Source organism: Micromonospora sp. HM134 (assembly GCF_007833915.1).
In the GTDB taxonomy this organism is placed as follows: Bacteria; Actinomycetota; Actinomycetes; order Mycobacteriales; family Micromonosporaceae; genus Micromonospora; species Micromonospora wenchangensis.
This window is the reverse complement of record NZ_CP041061.1, coordinates 4,787,643-4,800,893: the sequence shown is the minus strand read 5'-3', so window position 1 is coordinate 4,800,893 and position 13,251 is coordinate 4,787,643. Positions and strand designations below refer to the sequence as shown.

The window sequence follows — 13,251 nt, the reverse complement described above, 5'->3', positions numbered from 1 at the left end:
GTCGGTACTTTGTGGCGAACGTCACCGCCGCCTCACGCGGAGACATGACGGGTCCATCGCAGTGAAGGACACCCATGATGATCATGAAATCCCTGCGCTCCCGGCGCTTCCTGGCATTGGCCGCCGCGCTGACCGTCGCGAGCGCCGGCCTCACCGGGTGCGGCGGCTCCGACTCCGACAACTCCGGCGCGTCGGGCAACGCCCCGATCCGGGCGCTGCTCGCCGCCCAACCGGCGACCCTCGACCCGATCGTCGGCGCGCGCTCCGCCCAGATCGTCTGGGCGACGATGCTCGAACCCCTGATCAACACCGGTAGCGACCTCGCGCCGACCGACACCGGCCTGGTCACGAGCTGGACCCGTACCGACGCCACGACCTGGACGTTCAAGGTCCGGCCCGACATCAGCTTCAGCAACGGCGAGAAGGCCGACGCGGCGGCGGTGGCCAACACCATCACGCTCACCCGCGACAGCGCGGCCTCGCAGCTCAAGTCGTACTTCGGCAACGTCACCGCGATCGAGGCGCCCGACGCCACCACCGTCGTGGTCAAGACCAAGACCCCGCAGTACGACATCCCCGACCTGCTCACCACCGTCTACCTGGTGCCGCCGAAGTACTACCAGGAGAAGGGCTCGGAGGGCTTCGCCGCCGCACCCGTCGGCACCGGCCCGTACGTCTGGTCGGGCGCGAACGCCGGCCGCGACATCTCGGTCAAGCGCAACCCCGACTACTGGGGCACCAAGGCGACCAACGAGGGCGTCACCTTCACCTGGGCCAACGAGGCCGCCCAGCGGCTCGCGCTGATCCAGAGCAAGAGCGTGGACGTCTCCTTCGACCTGCCGCCGGCTCAGGCCAGCGCCGCCAAGGCCGCCGGGGTCGAGGTGGTCAGCACCGAGACCGCCATGAAGATCATCGCCTTCCTCGACTCCACGAAGGCACCGTTCGACGACCCGAAGCTGCGCGAGGCGGCGGCCCTGGCCATCGACCGCGACGCCATCGTCAAGGGCATCTTCGACGGGCAGGCGGTGGCCGACGCCGGCCTGCTCAACGTCAAGCCCGGCCAGCAGCCGACGCAGAGCGTGACCGCCGACGCCGCCAAGGCCAAGGAACTCCTCGGCGGGGCGAGCCCGACCGTGCAGATCACCTACCCGGCAGCCCAGTACACCAACATCGAAGAGGTGTCCCAGGCCGTCGGGGGCAGCCTGGAGAAGGCCGGCTTCAAGGTCAGCTACGTGCCGCTGGACTACGGCACGCTGGTCAAGCGGATCATCGGCCGTCAGGTGCCCGGCATCTCGATCTTCGCCGGGGTGCCGAACGTCGCCGTGCCGGACTACTTCGTCAGCGGCTTCATGAAGACCAAGTCGATCACCGGCAACTGCCCCGACCCGCAGATCGACACCCTGGCCCAGCAGGCGCTGGAACAGAACGACGCCCAGCAGGCCGCCCCGATCTACGAGCAGCTCAACACGATCGGCGTGGTCCAGAAGCACTGCTACGTGCCGCTGTACCGGCAGGTGTTCAACTACGCGACCGGCCCCGGCGTCTCCGGTGTGGTGTTCGGCCCGCTGAACACCGTGGACTTCACGAAGACGACCCGCTGACGATGTCCGAGGTAGCGGAGACGGGGGTGCCGGACGACCTCGCCCGGCACCCCCGCACCCCGGAATCGGACCTCCCCGTGCTGGAGCTCGACGACCTCGTCGTCGAGCACCGCGACGGCGGCACCGGCACGATCTTCCGCGCGGTCGACCAGGTGTCGCTGCGCATCGCGGCCGGCGAGAGCGTCGCCGTCGTCGGCGAGTCCGGCTCCGGCAAGACCACCCTCGCGATGGCGGCCACCGGGCTGGGCCCGCGCGGCCGGGGCGACATCCGGCTGCTCGGCCACTCGCTCTCGGCGGTCAGCCGTGCCCAACTGCGTCGGCTGCGCCCCGAGGTGCAGGTGGTCTTCCAGGACCCGCACGGCTCGCTCGACCCCCGCCAGTCGGTCCGCTCCGGGCTGCGGGAACTGCGGGCGCTGCAACCCGAACGGACCTCCTGGATCGACGACGCCGACCTGCTCGGCCGGGTCCGGCTCGCCCCGGACCTGCTCGACCGCTACCCCCACCAGCTCTCCGGGGGACAGGCGCAGCGGGTCTGCATCGCCCGCGCGCTGCTCATGCGGCCCCGCCTCATCGTCGCCGACGAACCGACCTCCGGCCTCGACGTCTCCGTGCAGGCCGACGTGCTGGCCCTGCTGCGGCAGATCCGGGCCACCACCGGCGCGGCGCTGCTGATGATCAGTCACGACCTGGCCGTGGTCCGCTCGCTCTGCGACGTCGTGCACGTGATGTACCGGGGCCGGGTCGTCGAGGCGGGACCCTGCGACCGGGTCTTCGGCACCCCCGAGAACGACTACACCCGCGAACTGCTCGCCGCGATGCCCGGCGCGCGCTGGAGGTCCCGCCGATGAAGGCCAGCACCGTACGCCGCGTCGGCGGCCGGCTCGCGTCGCTGTTCGCCTCGCTGCTCATCGCGCTCAGCCTGGCGTTCCTGCTCGGCCGGCTCTCCGGCGACCCGACCGCCACCATCCTCGGCCCGATGGCCCCGCCCGAACAACGCGAGGCGCTGCGCCACCAGCTCGGCCTGGACCTGCCCGTCGTCGTGCAGTACCTCGACTACCTCAAGGGCGTCTTCACCGGCGACCTCGGCCAGTCGTTGCAGTTCTACCAGTCCAACACCTCGATGATCGCCGACCGGTTGCCGTACACGTTGCAGCTGGTCGGCGCGGGCATGGCCCTCGCCCTGCTGGTCGGCGTGCCGCTCGGGGTGCTCGCGGCGACCCGGGAGGGCACCTGGTGGGACCGGGGGGCCTCCACCCTCGCCCTGCTCGGCCAGTCCGTGCCGGTCTTCTGGTTCGGCATGATGCTGGTGGTGCTGTTCGCCGTCAAACTCGGCTGGCTGCCCGCCGGCCAGTCCGGCAGCCCGAAACACCTGATCCTGCCCGCGCTGACCATGTCGGTCTACCCGATGGCGCACATCGCCCGGCTCACCCGGGCGTCGATGAGCGACGCGCTGGCCGAGCCGTACATCGACTCCGCCCGCGCCCGGGGCATCAGCACCCGCCGGGTGGTGTGGCGGCACGCCTTCACCAACGCGATGATGCCGATCCTCACCATCGTCGTGCTCCAGACCGGCATCCTGCTCTCCGGCGCGGTCGCCGTCGAGTACGTCTACTCCTGGCCGGGCCTCGGCCAGCTCGCGTTGCAGGCCATCCAGTTCCGCGACTTCCCGCTGGTGCAGGCGATCGTGGTGTTCGGCGCGTTGGTGTTCGTGCTGCTGAACCTGCTCGTCGACGTCCTGCACTCGATCGTCGACCCGAGGGTGCGGTGAGCATGAGCCAACTCGAACTCGACCCGGTCACCGCCCCGGTGCCGCCACCGCGCCGGGCCGGCCGACGTGGTCGCACCTCGGTGTTCTGGCTGGCCCTGCCGCTGGCGGTGGCCGCCGTCGCGGTGTTCGTGCTGCCGCTGACCGGCCTGCTGCCCGACGGCGGCCAGAACCTCGACGCGACCCGCCGGCCGCCCGCGTTCCTGGCCGGCGGCAGCTGGGCCCACCCCCTCGGCACCGACAAGCTCGGCCAGGACCTGCTCACCCAATTCGTCTCCGCCGGCCGGCTGACCATCGTGATCGGCCTGGTCGGCGCGCTCGTCGCGATCGGCCCCGGCACGCTGCTCGGCCTGCTGGCCGGCTACTTCCGGGGCTGGGTCGACCGGGTCATCTCGATCCTCATCGACGCCCAGCTCGCCCTGCCGTTCATCCTGGTCGCCCTCGCCATCATCGCCAACCGGGGCAGCTCCCTGCCGGTGCTGTTCCTGGTGCTGGCGCTCACCGGCTGGGCGGTGTGCGCCCGGGTCACCCGCGCGGCGACCCTGGCCATCCGGGAACGCCAGTTCGTCGTCGGCCTGCGCGCCGCCGGCGCGTCCGAGCCCCGGATCGTCTTCCGGCACATCCTGCCCAACCTCGCCGGCACCATCGTCGCGCTCGGCACCCTCCAGGTCGGCACCGCGATCCTCGTCGAGAGCGCGCTGAGCTTCCTCGGCCTGGGCGTGGTGCCGCCGATGAACAGCTGGGGCTCGATGCTCGCCTCCGGCCAGGACGAGCTGAGCCAGGCCTGGTGGATCGCCTTCTTCCCCGGCCTCGCCATCACCGTGCTGGTGCTGCTGGTGAACCTGCTCGGCGACGCGCTGCTCACCCACCACGACCCACGGAAGAGGCGGCGATGAGCACACTGCTGAAGCTCTCCGGGCTGTCCATCACCGCCCGGCTCGCCGACGGCGAGCTGACCCTGCTCGACGACGTCGACCTGGAGATCCGCCGGGGCCAGATCGTCGGCGTCGTCGGCGAGTCCGGCAGCGGCAAGACCACCCTGGCCCGCGCCGTCGTCGGGCTGCTCGACCGCAACGTCCGGGTCGACCGGGGCGCCATCGCGGTCGCCGACGAGCAGGTGGTGGCCCCCGGCGTCGACCGCACCGCGCGGGTCCGGGGCAGCGCCGTCGGCATGGTCTTCCAGGACGCGTCGCGGTCGCTGAACCCGCTGCTGAAGGTCCGCACCCAGCTCGCCGAGGTGCTCCGCCGGCACGTCCGGGACATCAGCCGCGCCGAGGTGGAACGCCGCTCGGTGGAGGTGCTGGCCCAGATGCGGATCGACGACCCCGGCCGGGTGCTGGCCAGCTACCCGCACCAGCTCTCCGGCGGCCTGCGGCAGCGGGTCGCCATCGGGCTCGCCGTCGTCACCCGCCCCGCGCTGGTGATCGCCGACGAGTGCACCACCGCCCTGGACGTCACCACCCAGACCAAGGTCGTCGACCTGTTCCGCACCCTCGTCGACGAACTCGGCATCGGCCTGCTCTTCGTCACCCACGACCTGATGCTCGCCAGCGACCTGTGCGACCGGATCGCGGTGATGAGCGGCGGGCGGGTCGTCGAACAGGGCGACGCCCTGACCGTGCTGGACCGACCGCAGCAGGAGTACACCCGACGCCTGCTCGCCGCCATCCCCTCGTGGAGCTGAAGGAGAACCCGCGACCCATGCCCGAACAACCCGGCATCGACGCCTACGCGGCCTACCTCCCGGCGTACGTGCTCGACGACAACCGGCTCGACCCGACCGGCCCGGCCCGCACCGGCGGCCCCACCCGGAGCGTCGCCGGCTACGACGAGGACGCCGTCACCATGGCCGTCGAGGCGCTGCGGCACGTCCCCGCCGACACCCCGGCCGGGCGGCACCTGCTGCTGGCCACCACCAGCGCACCGTACGAGACGAAGACCTCCGCCGGGGTGGCGCACGAGGCGCTGGGCCTCGACCCCGGGGTCACCGCCCTCGACCTGCGCGGCCACCGGGCCGGCGCGTCCGCCCTCGACCTGGTCCTGCGGGGTGTCGCCACGGCGGCCCTGGCCGACGTGCGCACCACCCGGCCCGGCGCCCCCGACGAACTGGCCCAGGGCGACGCCGCCGCGGCGTTCGTCAGCGGTGGGCGGGCCGCCGTGCTCCTCGCCCGCGCCGGCCACACCAGCGAGGTGCTCGACCGCTGGCGGCTGCCCGGCGAACGGCACGACCGGGTCTGGGACGAACGGTTCACCGCCGAGATCCTCGTCGCCGCCGGCCTCGACACCGTCCGCCGGGCCCTGGCCGGGGCGTCCCTCGACACCGTCGACCAGGTGGTCGTGTCGTCGTCGAACCCGCGCGCCGCGGCGGCGCTGCGCAAGGCGCTCGGTGGCGCGGGACGGGACGCGACTGTCGAACGGGCCACCGGCTTCACCGGCGTCGCCCACCCCGGACTGCTGCTCGCCGCCGCCCTCGACGAGGCGGAACCCGGACAGACCATCCTGCTGCTGTCGGCCACCGAGGGCGCCGACGCGTTCGTGCTGCGGGTCGGCGACGGGGTCCGCGCCGCCCGGGGCGGGCCGTCGGTCCGCGCCCAGCTCGCCGCCCGGCAGCGCCTCGGCTACGGCCGCTACCTGCGCTGGCGCGGGCTGCTCGACGTGCAGGGCCCGGCCCGGCCGGCCGCCCCCGCCCCGGCCGCCCCACCCATGCACCGCCGGGCCGGCTGGAAGTACCGGCTGGAGGGCAGCCGCTGCGACGCCTGCGGCCGGGTCACCACACCCCCCGGCCGGGTCTGCGCCTCCTGCGGCACCGCCGGGGCGGGCACCGCCACGGTGTCGCTGCGCGACCGCACCGCCCGGGTGGTCTCGGTGACCCGCGACCACCTGACCACCATGCCGGAACCCGAGGTCGCGATCGTCGTCGCCGACGTCGACGGCGGCGGCCGGCTCAGCACGTACGTCACCGACGTGGCACCCGGTGACGTGGCGGTGGGCATGCCGGTGACCGCCGTGTTCCGCCGGCTCTGGACCACCGACTCGATCCACAACTACTTCTGGAAGCTCCGCCCGGCACCCGCGGACGCCCCGCCAGGGAAGGACACCGCCGATGGCCAGTAGGCGCACCACCCACGACGTCGCGATCGTCGCGATGGGCTGTACCCCCTTCCGGGACCACTGGAACTCCTCCGCCGACGACCTGCTCGTCGACGCCGTGCAGGAGTGCGTCGGGTCGCTGCCCGACGTCACCCTCGACGACGTCGACGCGTTCTGGGTCGGCACCCAGGGCTCGGGGCTGTCCGGGCAGACCCTGGCCCGCCCGCTGCGGCTGGCCGGTAAGCCGGTCACCCGGGTCGAGAACTACTGCGCCACCGGCTCGGAGGCGTTCCGCAACGCCGCCTTCGCCGTCGCCTCCGGCGCGTACGACATGGTCATGGCGACCGGGGTGGAGAAGCTCAAGGACTCCTCGTACTCCGGGCTGTCGGCGGTCTTCCCACCCGCCGACGGCACCGACGTCGACTGGACCGCCCCGGCCGGGTTCTCCCTGCTCGCCCCCGCCTACCAGGCGGCGCACGGGATCGACGAGCGGGAGATGCGCGCGGCGATGACCCGGGTCGCGGTGAAGAACCACGCCAACGGGGCCCGCAACGACCGCGCCCAGTTCCGCCGGGCGGTCACCGCCGAGACGGTGGAGCGGTCCCCGCGCATCGCCGGGCAGCTGGGCGTGATGGACTGCTCCGGCGTCTCCGACGGCGCGGCGGCGGCGATCCTGGTCCGCGCCGAGGACGCCCACCGGTACACCGACAAACCGGTCTACCTGCGCGGGATGAGCTTCGTCGCCGGGTCCGGGGCCGGCCTGGCCGCCGACGGCTACGACTTCACCACCTTCCCCGAGGTGGTCACCGCCGCCCGCGAGGCGTACGAGCAGGCCGGCGTGACCGACCCGGCGGCGCAGATCTCGCTGGCCGAGGTGCACGACTGTTTCACCCCGACGGAGGTGGTGCTGATGGAGGACCTCGGTTTCTCCGCCCGCGGCAAGGCATGGCGGGACATCCTCGACGGCCGCTACGACCTCGACGGGGCGTTGCCGGTCAACACCGACGGCGGGCTCAAGTCGTTCGGCCACCCGATCGGCGCGACCGGACTGCGGATGATGTTCGAGTGCTTCACCCAGCTGCGCGGGGAGGCCGGTCCCCGACAGGTGCCCGACGCGCGGCTGGCGGTGGCCCAGAACCTCGGCGGGCAGCCGGGCTCCTGCGTCGCGTTCGTGGCGGTCCTGGGGAACGAGCGATGAGCGCCCGGGTCACCCTCGACGGCCGGGTCGTCGTCGTCACCGGCGCGGGCAACGGCATCGGCCGGGCGCACGCGCTGACCCTCGCCGCACGCGGCGCGTCGGTGGTCGTCAACGACCTCGGCGGGACGGTCGACGGCTCCGGTTCCTCCGGCGCGGCGCAACAGGTCGTCGCCGAGATCCGCGCGGCCGGCGGCACCGCCGTCGCCTCCACCGACTCGGTGGCCACCGCCGCCGGGGGCGCGGACCTGGTCGGCCGGGCGATCGACACGTACGGCCGGCTCGACGCGGTCATCCACAACGCCGGCATCCTGCGGGACCGGACGCTGGCCAAGATGTCCGACGAGGACGTCCGCGCGGTGCTCGACGTGCACCTGGCCGGGGCGTTCCACGTGCTGCGGCCGGCCTGGCCGCACCTGGTCGCCCAGGGGTACGGCCGGATCGTGCTGACCAGCTCGTCGTCCGGGCTGTTCGGCAACTTCGGCCAGGCCAACTACGGCGCGGCCAAGACCGGCCTGATCGGGCTGATGAACGTGCTCGCGCTGGAGGGGGCCCGCCGGGGCATCCTGGTCAACGCGATCGCGCCCACCGCCGCGACCCGGATGACCGAGAACCTGCTCGGTGAGCTGACCGACCGGTTCGACCCGCAGCACGTGGCGGCGGTGGCGACGTTCCTCGCCTCCGAGCAGTGCCAGCTCAACCGGCACATCCTCACCGTCGGCGGCGGCCGGGTCGGGCGGATCTTCCTGGGCGTCACCCCCGGCTGGTACGGCGGACCCACGCCGGCCTCGCCCGACGACATCCTCGGCGCGGTGGACGACATCTGCCGGCTCGACGACTTCATCGTGCCCGACAGCGGCGCGGACGAGGTCACCCTGATCCAACGGGTCCTCGGCGGGCCGGCCGGACCGTCCGCCTGATCCGGCGCGAACCAACAGGAAGGCAGGCATCATGCCGGTCAGCGAAGTGCACCACGTGGCGATGACCGTCTCGGACGTCGACCGCGCCGCGGACTTCTACGAGCGGGCCCTGGGCTACCGCCGGACGCTGCGCACCGAGGTCGGCGGGCCGGGGATCGAGGTGTCGCTGGGGCTGCCCGCCGGCACCACCGGCCGGGTCCAGTACCTCCAGGGCCCCAGCCGGGTCGGCCAGCTCGAACTCATCGAGTGGAACGGCGTGAAGACCCGTACGGCCACCGCCGGCCACCTGGAGCTGGGCACCTTCCTGCTCAGCTTCGAGGTGCCGCGCGACGAGCTGGACGAGCTGCACCGGCGGCTCACCGACCTGGGGGCGGAGTGCCTGTCCGCGCCGAACCGGGTGCTGCTGGACAACTACGGGTACATCACCGCGTTCGCCGCCCGGGATCTCGACGGCAACCTGCTGGAGTTCGTGTCGTTGCCGTCCCGGGAGGAGATCCTGGCCCGGCGGCGGGGTGACGGCGACTGATGGGCGGCAGCAACTTCACCGAGACGCTGCGCCGGCAGGCGTTGCGCCGCGCCGACGCCGAGGCCCTGGTCGACGGGGCGGCCCGCTGGACGTACGCCGCGCTGGACGCCGACGTGGACCGGCACGCCGCGGCCCTGCGCGACGCCGGCATCGGCGACGGCGACCTGGTCGGGGTGCTCGGGCGCAACACCGCCACCTACGTCATCGAGCTGCTGGCGCTGAGCCGGCTCGGCGCGGTCTCGGTGCCGCTGAACTGGCGGCTGCACGCCAACGAGCAGGCGTACGTCATCGACCAGGCCGGCGTCACCGGCCTGCTCTACGACGACGACTTCGCCGCCGACGCCGCCCGGCTGGCGACCATGACCGGGCTGCGGACGCTGGTCGCCAACGGCGACACGGTCGTCGGTGACGCGCGGCGGCTGGCCGACCTGCTCGCCGGGCAGCCGCCGGGGGTGCGGGTCGCCGACGCCGACAAGGGCCCCGCCGACGTGCACCGGCTGCTCTACACCTCGGGCACCACGGCCCGCCCCAAGGGGGTGGTGCACACCTGCGGGAACCTCACCGCGAACCACTTCGCGCAGGTTCTCGAACTGGAGTTGACCGACGCCGACCGGATCCTCGTCTCCGCGCCGCTGTTCCACGTCAGCGGGCTGGAGGCGCCGGGCCTGGCGACGTTCGTGGCCGGCGCGACGATGGTGCTCACGCCGACGTTCAAGCCGACCGACATCGCCCGGATCGCCGCCGAGGAGCGGATCACGGGCATGGTGCTGGCCGCCCAGATCCTGTTCGGCCTGCTCGACCTCGACGACCCGCCGGACCTCGGGACGTTGCGCTACCTGCTCTTCGCCGGGGTCGCGCCGAGCGTGCGGCAGGAGGTGAAGCGGCGGCTGCCGCACGTCCGGCTGATCGACACGTTCGGCATGACCGAGCTGTGCAACGGCGTCTGCTACCTCGACGCCGCCCACGAGCAGAGCAAGCTCGGCGCGCTCGGCGCGCCGTTCCCGGGGGTGCAGATCCGGATCGTCGACGAGCACTTCCGGCCGGTCGGCCCGGACGTCGAGGGGGAGATCGTCGTCCGGGGGGAGAAGGTGTCGCCCGGCTACTGGAACGACGACGAGGCCAACCGGCGCAGCCGGCGCGACGGCTGGTTCCGTACCGGCGACGTGGGCCGGATCGACGCCGACGGCTACCTGTGGTTCGTCGACCGCCGGGCCGACCTGATCAAGTCCGGTGGGGAGAACATCGCCAGCGCCGAGATCGAGCGGGTTCTCGCCCAGCACCCCGACGTCGCCGAGGTCGCCGTGATCGGGGTGCCGGACCCGCAGTGGGACGAGGTGCCGAAGGCGTTCGTCATCCTCCGCGACGGCGCGACCGGCACCGCCGAGGACCTGCGCGCGCACTGCCGGGCCGAACTGGCCCGATACAAGGTCCCCCGGTACGTGCAGCTCGTGACGTCGTTGCCGCGTAACGACTCCGGCAAGGTGCTGAAGAAGGCCCTGCGTGAGGCGGCGGTGTCCGGGTGAGCACCGCGAACCTCGCCGCCATGCTGGCCGGCAACGCCCGCCGCTTCGCCGACGCCGACGCGCTGGTCTTCGCCGACCGCCGGTGGACCCACCGGCAGCTCGACGACGACGTCAACGCCCTGGCCGCCGGGCTGGCCGCCGAGGGGATACGCCGGGACAGCCGGGTGGCGATCGTGGCGGACAACGTCCCCGAGTTCCTCATCCTCTCCCTGGCGCTGGCGAAACTCGGCGCGGTCTTCGTCCCGCTGAACTACCGGTTGACGGCGGGGGAGTTGGCCCGGCTGCTGGCGCATGCGCGGGTCGGGGCGGTCGCCACCGTGCCGGAGTTCGCCGCGCTCACCACCGCCGCCCTCGCCGACCTGCCGCAGGTACGCCGGTTCGCGCTGGAGCCGATCGGCGACGGCTGGACCGACGTGCGGGCACTGGTCGCGGCGCACCGGGGCGCGCGGGTCGCCGACGCCGACCTCGACGACGCGGCCCTGCAACGGATCGTCTACACCTCCGGCACCACCAGCCTGCCCAAGGGGGTGCTGCTCACCCACGGCAACGTGAACCGGAACATGCACGCCCAGATCGTCGAGCTGGGGCTGCGGCCGACCGACCGGATCCTCAACGTCGCGCCGCTCTACCACGTCGGCGGCACCGACCTGCCGGGCTTCGGCATCTGGCACGTCGGGGGCACCATGGTGCTGCACCGCCGGTTCGTGCCGGCGGCCGTGCTGCGGGCGATCGAGACGGAACGGATCACCGGCATGGTGGTGGCGGCGACCATGCTGGACATGGTCCGCCGTGAGCCCACCGCCGCCGGCACCGACCTGTCGTCGGTCCGCTGGCTGATCTTCTCGCAGGTCACCTCGGCGCTGTTCGGGGTGGCCCGGGGGCTGTTCCCGAACGCCCGGCTGATCGAGGGGTACGGCCTGACCGAGACGTGCAGCGGGCTGACCTACCTCGACGCCGCCCACCAGGAGTCCAAGCAGGGGTCGGTGGGGCTGCCGGTGCCGTGGGTCCAGGTCCGGGTGGTCGACCCGGACGGTGCGGACGTGCCGGTGGGCGTGCACGGCGAGGTGGTCGCACGCGGGCCCAAGGTCAGCCCCGGCTACCTCGACGATCCGGCGGCGACCGCCGCCGCGTTCCGGGACGGCTGGTTCCACACCGGCGACATCGGCTGCTTCGACGCCGACGGCTACCTCTACATCCGCGACCGGCTCAAGGACATGATCCGCAGCGGCGGGGAGAACATGTCCAGCGCCGAGATCGAGAACGTGCTGGCCGACCATCCGCTGGTGCTGGCGGCGTCGGTGGTGGCGGCCCCGCACCCGACATGGCAGGAGGTGCCGGCCGCGTTCGTGGTCGCCCGGCCCGGGTTGACGCCCGAGGCGCTGATCGCGCACGCCCGGCAGCGGCTCGGCCGGTTCAAGGTGCCCCGGGAGGTCTACCTGGTGCCGGAGTTCCCCACCAACCCGTCCGGCAAGGTGCTCAAGCGGACCCTGCGGGAGCTGCGCTCGACCCTGCACCCGGACTGGACGTACGACGACGCCCGACGCGACTGAGCCGGCCGCCGTGCCGGTGCGGGCCACCGCGTGCGCGCGCTACCGGCCGGCGGCGTGGCGGAGCAGGGCGAGGGTGTGCACGAGGGCGAACCGCCGGGTGCCCCGGCCCAGCTCGTCCCACGGCTTCTTCCAGGTCATCCGCCGGGCGACGTCCCACGCGGTGTCGCCGTCGCGGGCCAGGCCCCGGACCGTCTCGACCTCGTCGCGGTGGAAGGCCGCGAGGGCCTGCGCGCGGGCGGCGACGTCGCGGTAGGGGAACTGGTGGGCGGGGCAGGCGATGGCGGCCCCGAGGTCGCGGATGCGGGCCAGCGTGCCGAACAGGTCGGCGGCCGGGTCGTCGTCGGGGCGGCTGACGATGGCGAGCTGGGTGGGCCCCTCGGCCATCATCGTGTCGCCGGTGAAGACCAGCCCCCGGGTGTCGGCGTAGACGGTGTGGCCGTAGGTGTGCCCGGGGGCGGGCAGGGCGCGGACGGTCACGTCGCCGAAGCGGAACTCGGTGTCGTGCTCCACGGCCACGTCGAGCCGCAGGTCCTCCCGGTGCACGGCGACGGCGACCGCGTCGGCGTACATGGCGGTGACGACGTCGGGCGGGGCGCCGGTCAGGTCGAGCGCGGTGCGTACCTGCTGGAGGAAGGTGCCGCGCCGGTGGTGCATGGTGGCGAAGTCGTCGGCCGCGCCCATCACCACCCGCGCGCCGGAGGCGGCGCGTACCCGGTCGGCGAAGCCGACGTGGTCGGGGTGGTTGTGGGTGAGCAGGACCGCCGCGATGGTGTCGACCCGCTGGCCGATGGACGCCACCGACCGTTGGAACGACGTCCAGCAGCTCGGGTGGTCGTAGCCGGCGTCGACGAGGACCGGGCCGTCGTCGGTGGTGATCAGGAAGACGGTGATGGACCGCAGGGCGCTGCCGTGCAGGGGGACCGGGATCGCCCAGACACCGTCGACGACCTGCGCGGGGACCGGCACCTGGCGGGCCCGCCAGCTGGCGGCGTGGGCGTCGCTCACGGGTATGGACATCGTCGGGAGGCTCCCTTACTGTGGGACACCAACATACCGGATGGTCGGAATCTAGCTCAAGGAG

The 13,251-nt window shown here is 73.1% G+C and carries 12 protein-coding genes; 11 read left to right on the top strand and 1 reads right to left on the bottom strand.

The annotated features are described in order from the left end of the window. Positions 1–74 precede the first annotated feature (74 nt). Genes FJK98_RS20500 through FJK98_RS20450 form a run of 11 tightly spaced genes read left to right on the top strand, consistent with a single transcriptional unit; the run spans position 75 to position 12,170 of the window. Positions 75–1,601, top strand: coding sequence for an ABC transporter substrate-binding protein (locus FJK98_RS20500; protein ID WP_145920472.1), 1,527 nt, complete (start codon positions 75–77; stop codon positions 1,599–1,601). Between the two features lie 2 nt (positions 1,602–1,603). Then, positions 1,604–2,449, top strand: coding sequence for an ABC transporter ATP-binding protein (locus FJK98_RS20495; protein ID WP_145920471.1), 846 nt, complete (start codon positions 1,604–1,606; stop codon positions 2,447–2,449). Beyond that, positions 2,446–3,369: an ABC transporter permease gene (locus tag FJK98_RS20490; protein ID WP_145920470.1), complete on the top strand. Its 924-nt coding sequence runs from the start codon at positions 2,446–2,448 to the stop codon at positions 3,367–3,369. Before FJK98_RS20495 ends, FJK98_RS20490 begins: the two co-directional genes overlap by 4 nt. Positions 3,370–3,371: 2 nt before the next feature. After that, positions 3,372–4,262: an ABC transporter permease gene (locus FJK98_RS20485; protein WP_145920469.1), complete on the top strand. Its 891-nt coding sequence runs from the start codon at positions 3,372–3,374 to the stop codon at positions 4,260–4,262. Beyond that, positions 4,259–5,050 (top strand): ABC transporter ATP-binding protein, encoded by a 792-nt coding sequence (locus FJK98_RS20480; RefSeq protein ID WP_145920468.1) that lies wholly within the window; start codon positions 4,259–4,261, stop codon positions 5,048–5,050. Before FJK98_RS20485 ends, FJK98_RS20480 begins: the two co-directional genes overlap by 4 nt. A 17-nt stretch (positions 5,051–5,067) precedes the next feature. Beyond that, positions 5,068–6,480, top strand: coding sequence for an OB-fold domain-containing protein (locus FJK98_RS20475; RefSeq protein WP_145920467.1), 1,413 nt, complete (start codon positions 5,068–5,070; stop codon positions 6,478–6,480). Next, complete coding sequence (locus tag FJK98_RS20470; RefSeq protein ID WP_145920466.1) at positions 6,470–7,654, top strand: acetyl-CoA acetyltransferase; 1,185 nt, start codon at positions 6,470–6,472, stop codon at positions 7,652–7,654. The genes FJK98_RS20475 and FJK98_RS20470 overlap by 11 nt, the downstream gene beginning before the upstream one ends. Then, complete coding sequence (locus tag FJK98_RS20465) at positions 7,651–8,571, top strand: SDR family NAD(P)-dependent oxidoreductase (protein WP_145920465.1); 921 nt, start codon at positions 7,651–7,653, stop codon at positions 8,569–8,571. Before FJK98_RS20470 ends, FJK98_RS20465 begins: the two co-directional genes overlap by 4 nt. A gap of 31 nt (positions 8,572–8,602) precedes the next feature. Next, a complete protein-coding gene (locus FJK98_RS20460) occupies positions 8,603–9,097 on the top strand; it encodes a VOC family protein (protein WP_145920464.1) in 495 nt (164 codons plus the stop codon). Beyond that, positions 9,097–10,620 carry a class I adenylate-forming enzyme family protein gene (locus FJK98_RS20455; RefSeq protein WP_145920463.1) on the top strand — a complete coding sequence of 508 codons (1,524 nt, stop codon included), beginning with the start codon at positions 9,097–9,099 and terminating at the stop codon, positions 10,618–10,620. The genes FJK98_RS20460 and FJK98_RS20455 overlap by 1 nt, the downstream gene beginning before the upstream one ends. Next, positions 10,617–12,170 (top strand): class I adenylate-forming enzyme family protein, encoded by a 1,554-nt coding sequence (locus tag FJK98_RS20450; RefSeq protein ID WP_145920462.1) that lies wholly within the window; start codon positions 10,617–10,619, stop codon positions 12,168–12,170. The genes FJK98_RS20455 and FJK98_RS20450 overlap by 4 nt, the downstream gene beginning before the upstream one ends. 39 nt (positions 12,171–12,209) lie before the next feature. On the opposite strand, the gene FJK98_RS20445 is transcribed toward FJK98_RS20450, so the two are convergent. Beyond that, complete coding sequence (locus FJK98_RS20445; RefSeq protein ID WP_145920461.1) at positions 12,210–13,187, bottom strand: MBL fold metallo-hydrolase; 978 nt, start codon at positions 13,185–13,187, stop codon at positions 12,210–12,212. Positions 13,188–13,251 lie beyond the last annotated feature (64 nt).

What these genes read in the sequence shown, in the direction of transcription:
- FJK98_RS20500 (WP_145920472.1), top strand. Translation starts at nt 75, where the DNA reads ATGATGATCATGAAATCCCTGCGCTCCCGGCGCTTCCTGGCATTGGCC.
- FJK98_RS20495 (WP_145920471.1), top strand. Translation starts at nt 1,604, where the DNA reads ATGTCCGAGGTAGCGGAGACGGGGGTGCCGGACGACCTCGCCCGGCAC.
- FJK98_RS20490 (WP_145920470.1), top strand. Translation starts at nt 2,446, where the DNA reads ATGAAGGCCAGCACCGTACGCCGCGTCGGCGGCCGGCTCGCGTCGCTG.
- FJK98_RS20485 (WP_145920469.1), top strand. Translation starts at nt 3,372, where the DNA reads ATGAGCCAACTCGAACTCGACCCGGTCACCGCCCCGGTGCCGCCACCG.
- FJK98_RS20480 (WP_145920468.1), top strand. Translation starts at nt 4,259, where the DNA reads ATGAGCACACTGCTGAAGCTCTCCGGGCTGTCCATCACCGCCCGGCTC.
- FJK98_RS20475 (WP_145920467.1), top strand. Translation starts at nt 5,068, where the DNA reads ATGCCCGAACAACCCGGCATCGACGCCTACGCGGCCTACCTCCCGGCG.
- FJK98_RS20470 (WP_145920466.1), top strand. Translation starts at nt 6,470, where the DNA reads ATGGCCAGTAGGCGCACCACCCACGACGTCGCGATCGTCGCGATGGGC.
- FJK98_RS20465 (WP_145920465.1), top strand. Translation starts at nt 7,651, where the DNA reads ATGAGCGCCCGGGTCACCCTCGACGGCCGGGTCGTCGTCGTCACCGGC.
- FJK98_RS20460 (WP_145920464.1), top strand. Translation starts at nt 8,603, where the DNA reads ATGCCGGTCAGCGAAGTGCACCACGTGGCGATGACCGTCTCGGACGTC.
- FJK98_RS20455 (WP_145920463.1), top strand. Translation starts at nt 9,097, where the DNA reads ATGGGCGGCAGCAACTTCACCGAGACGCTGCGCCGGCAGGCGTTGCGC.
- FJK98_RS20445 (WP_145920461.1), bottom strand. Translation starts at nt 13,187, where the DNA reads ATGTCCATACCCGTGAGCGACGCCCACGCCGCCAGCTGGCGGGCCCGC.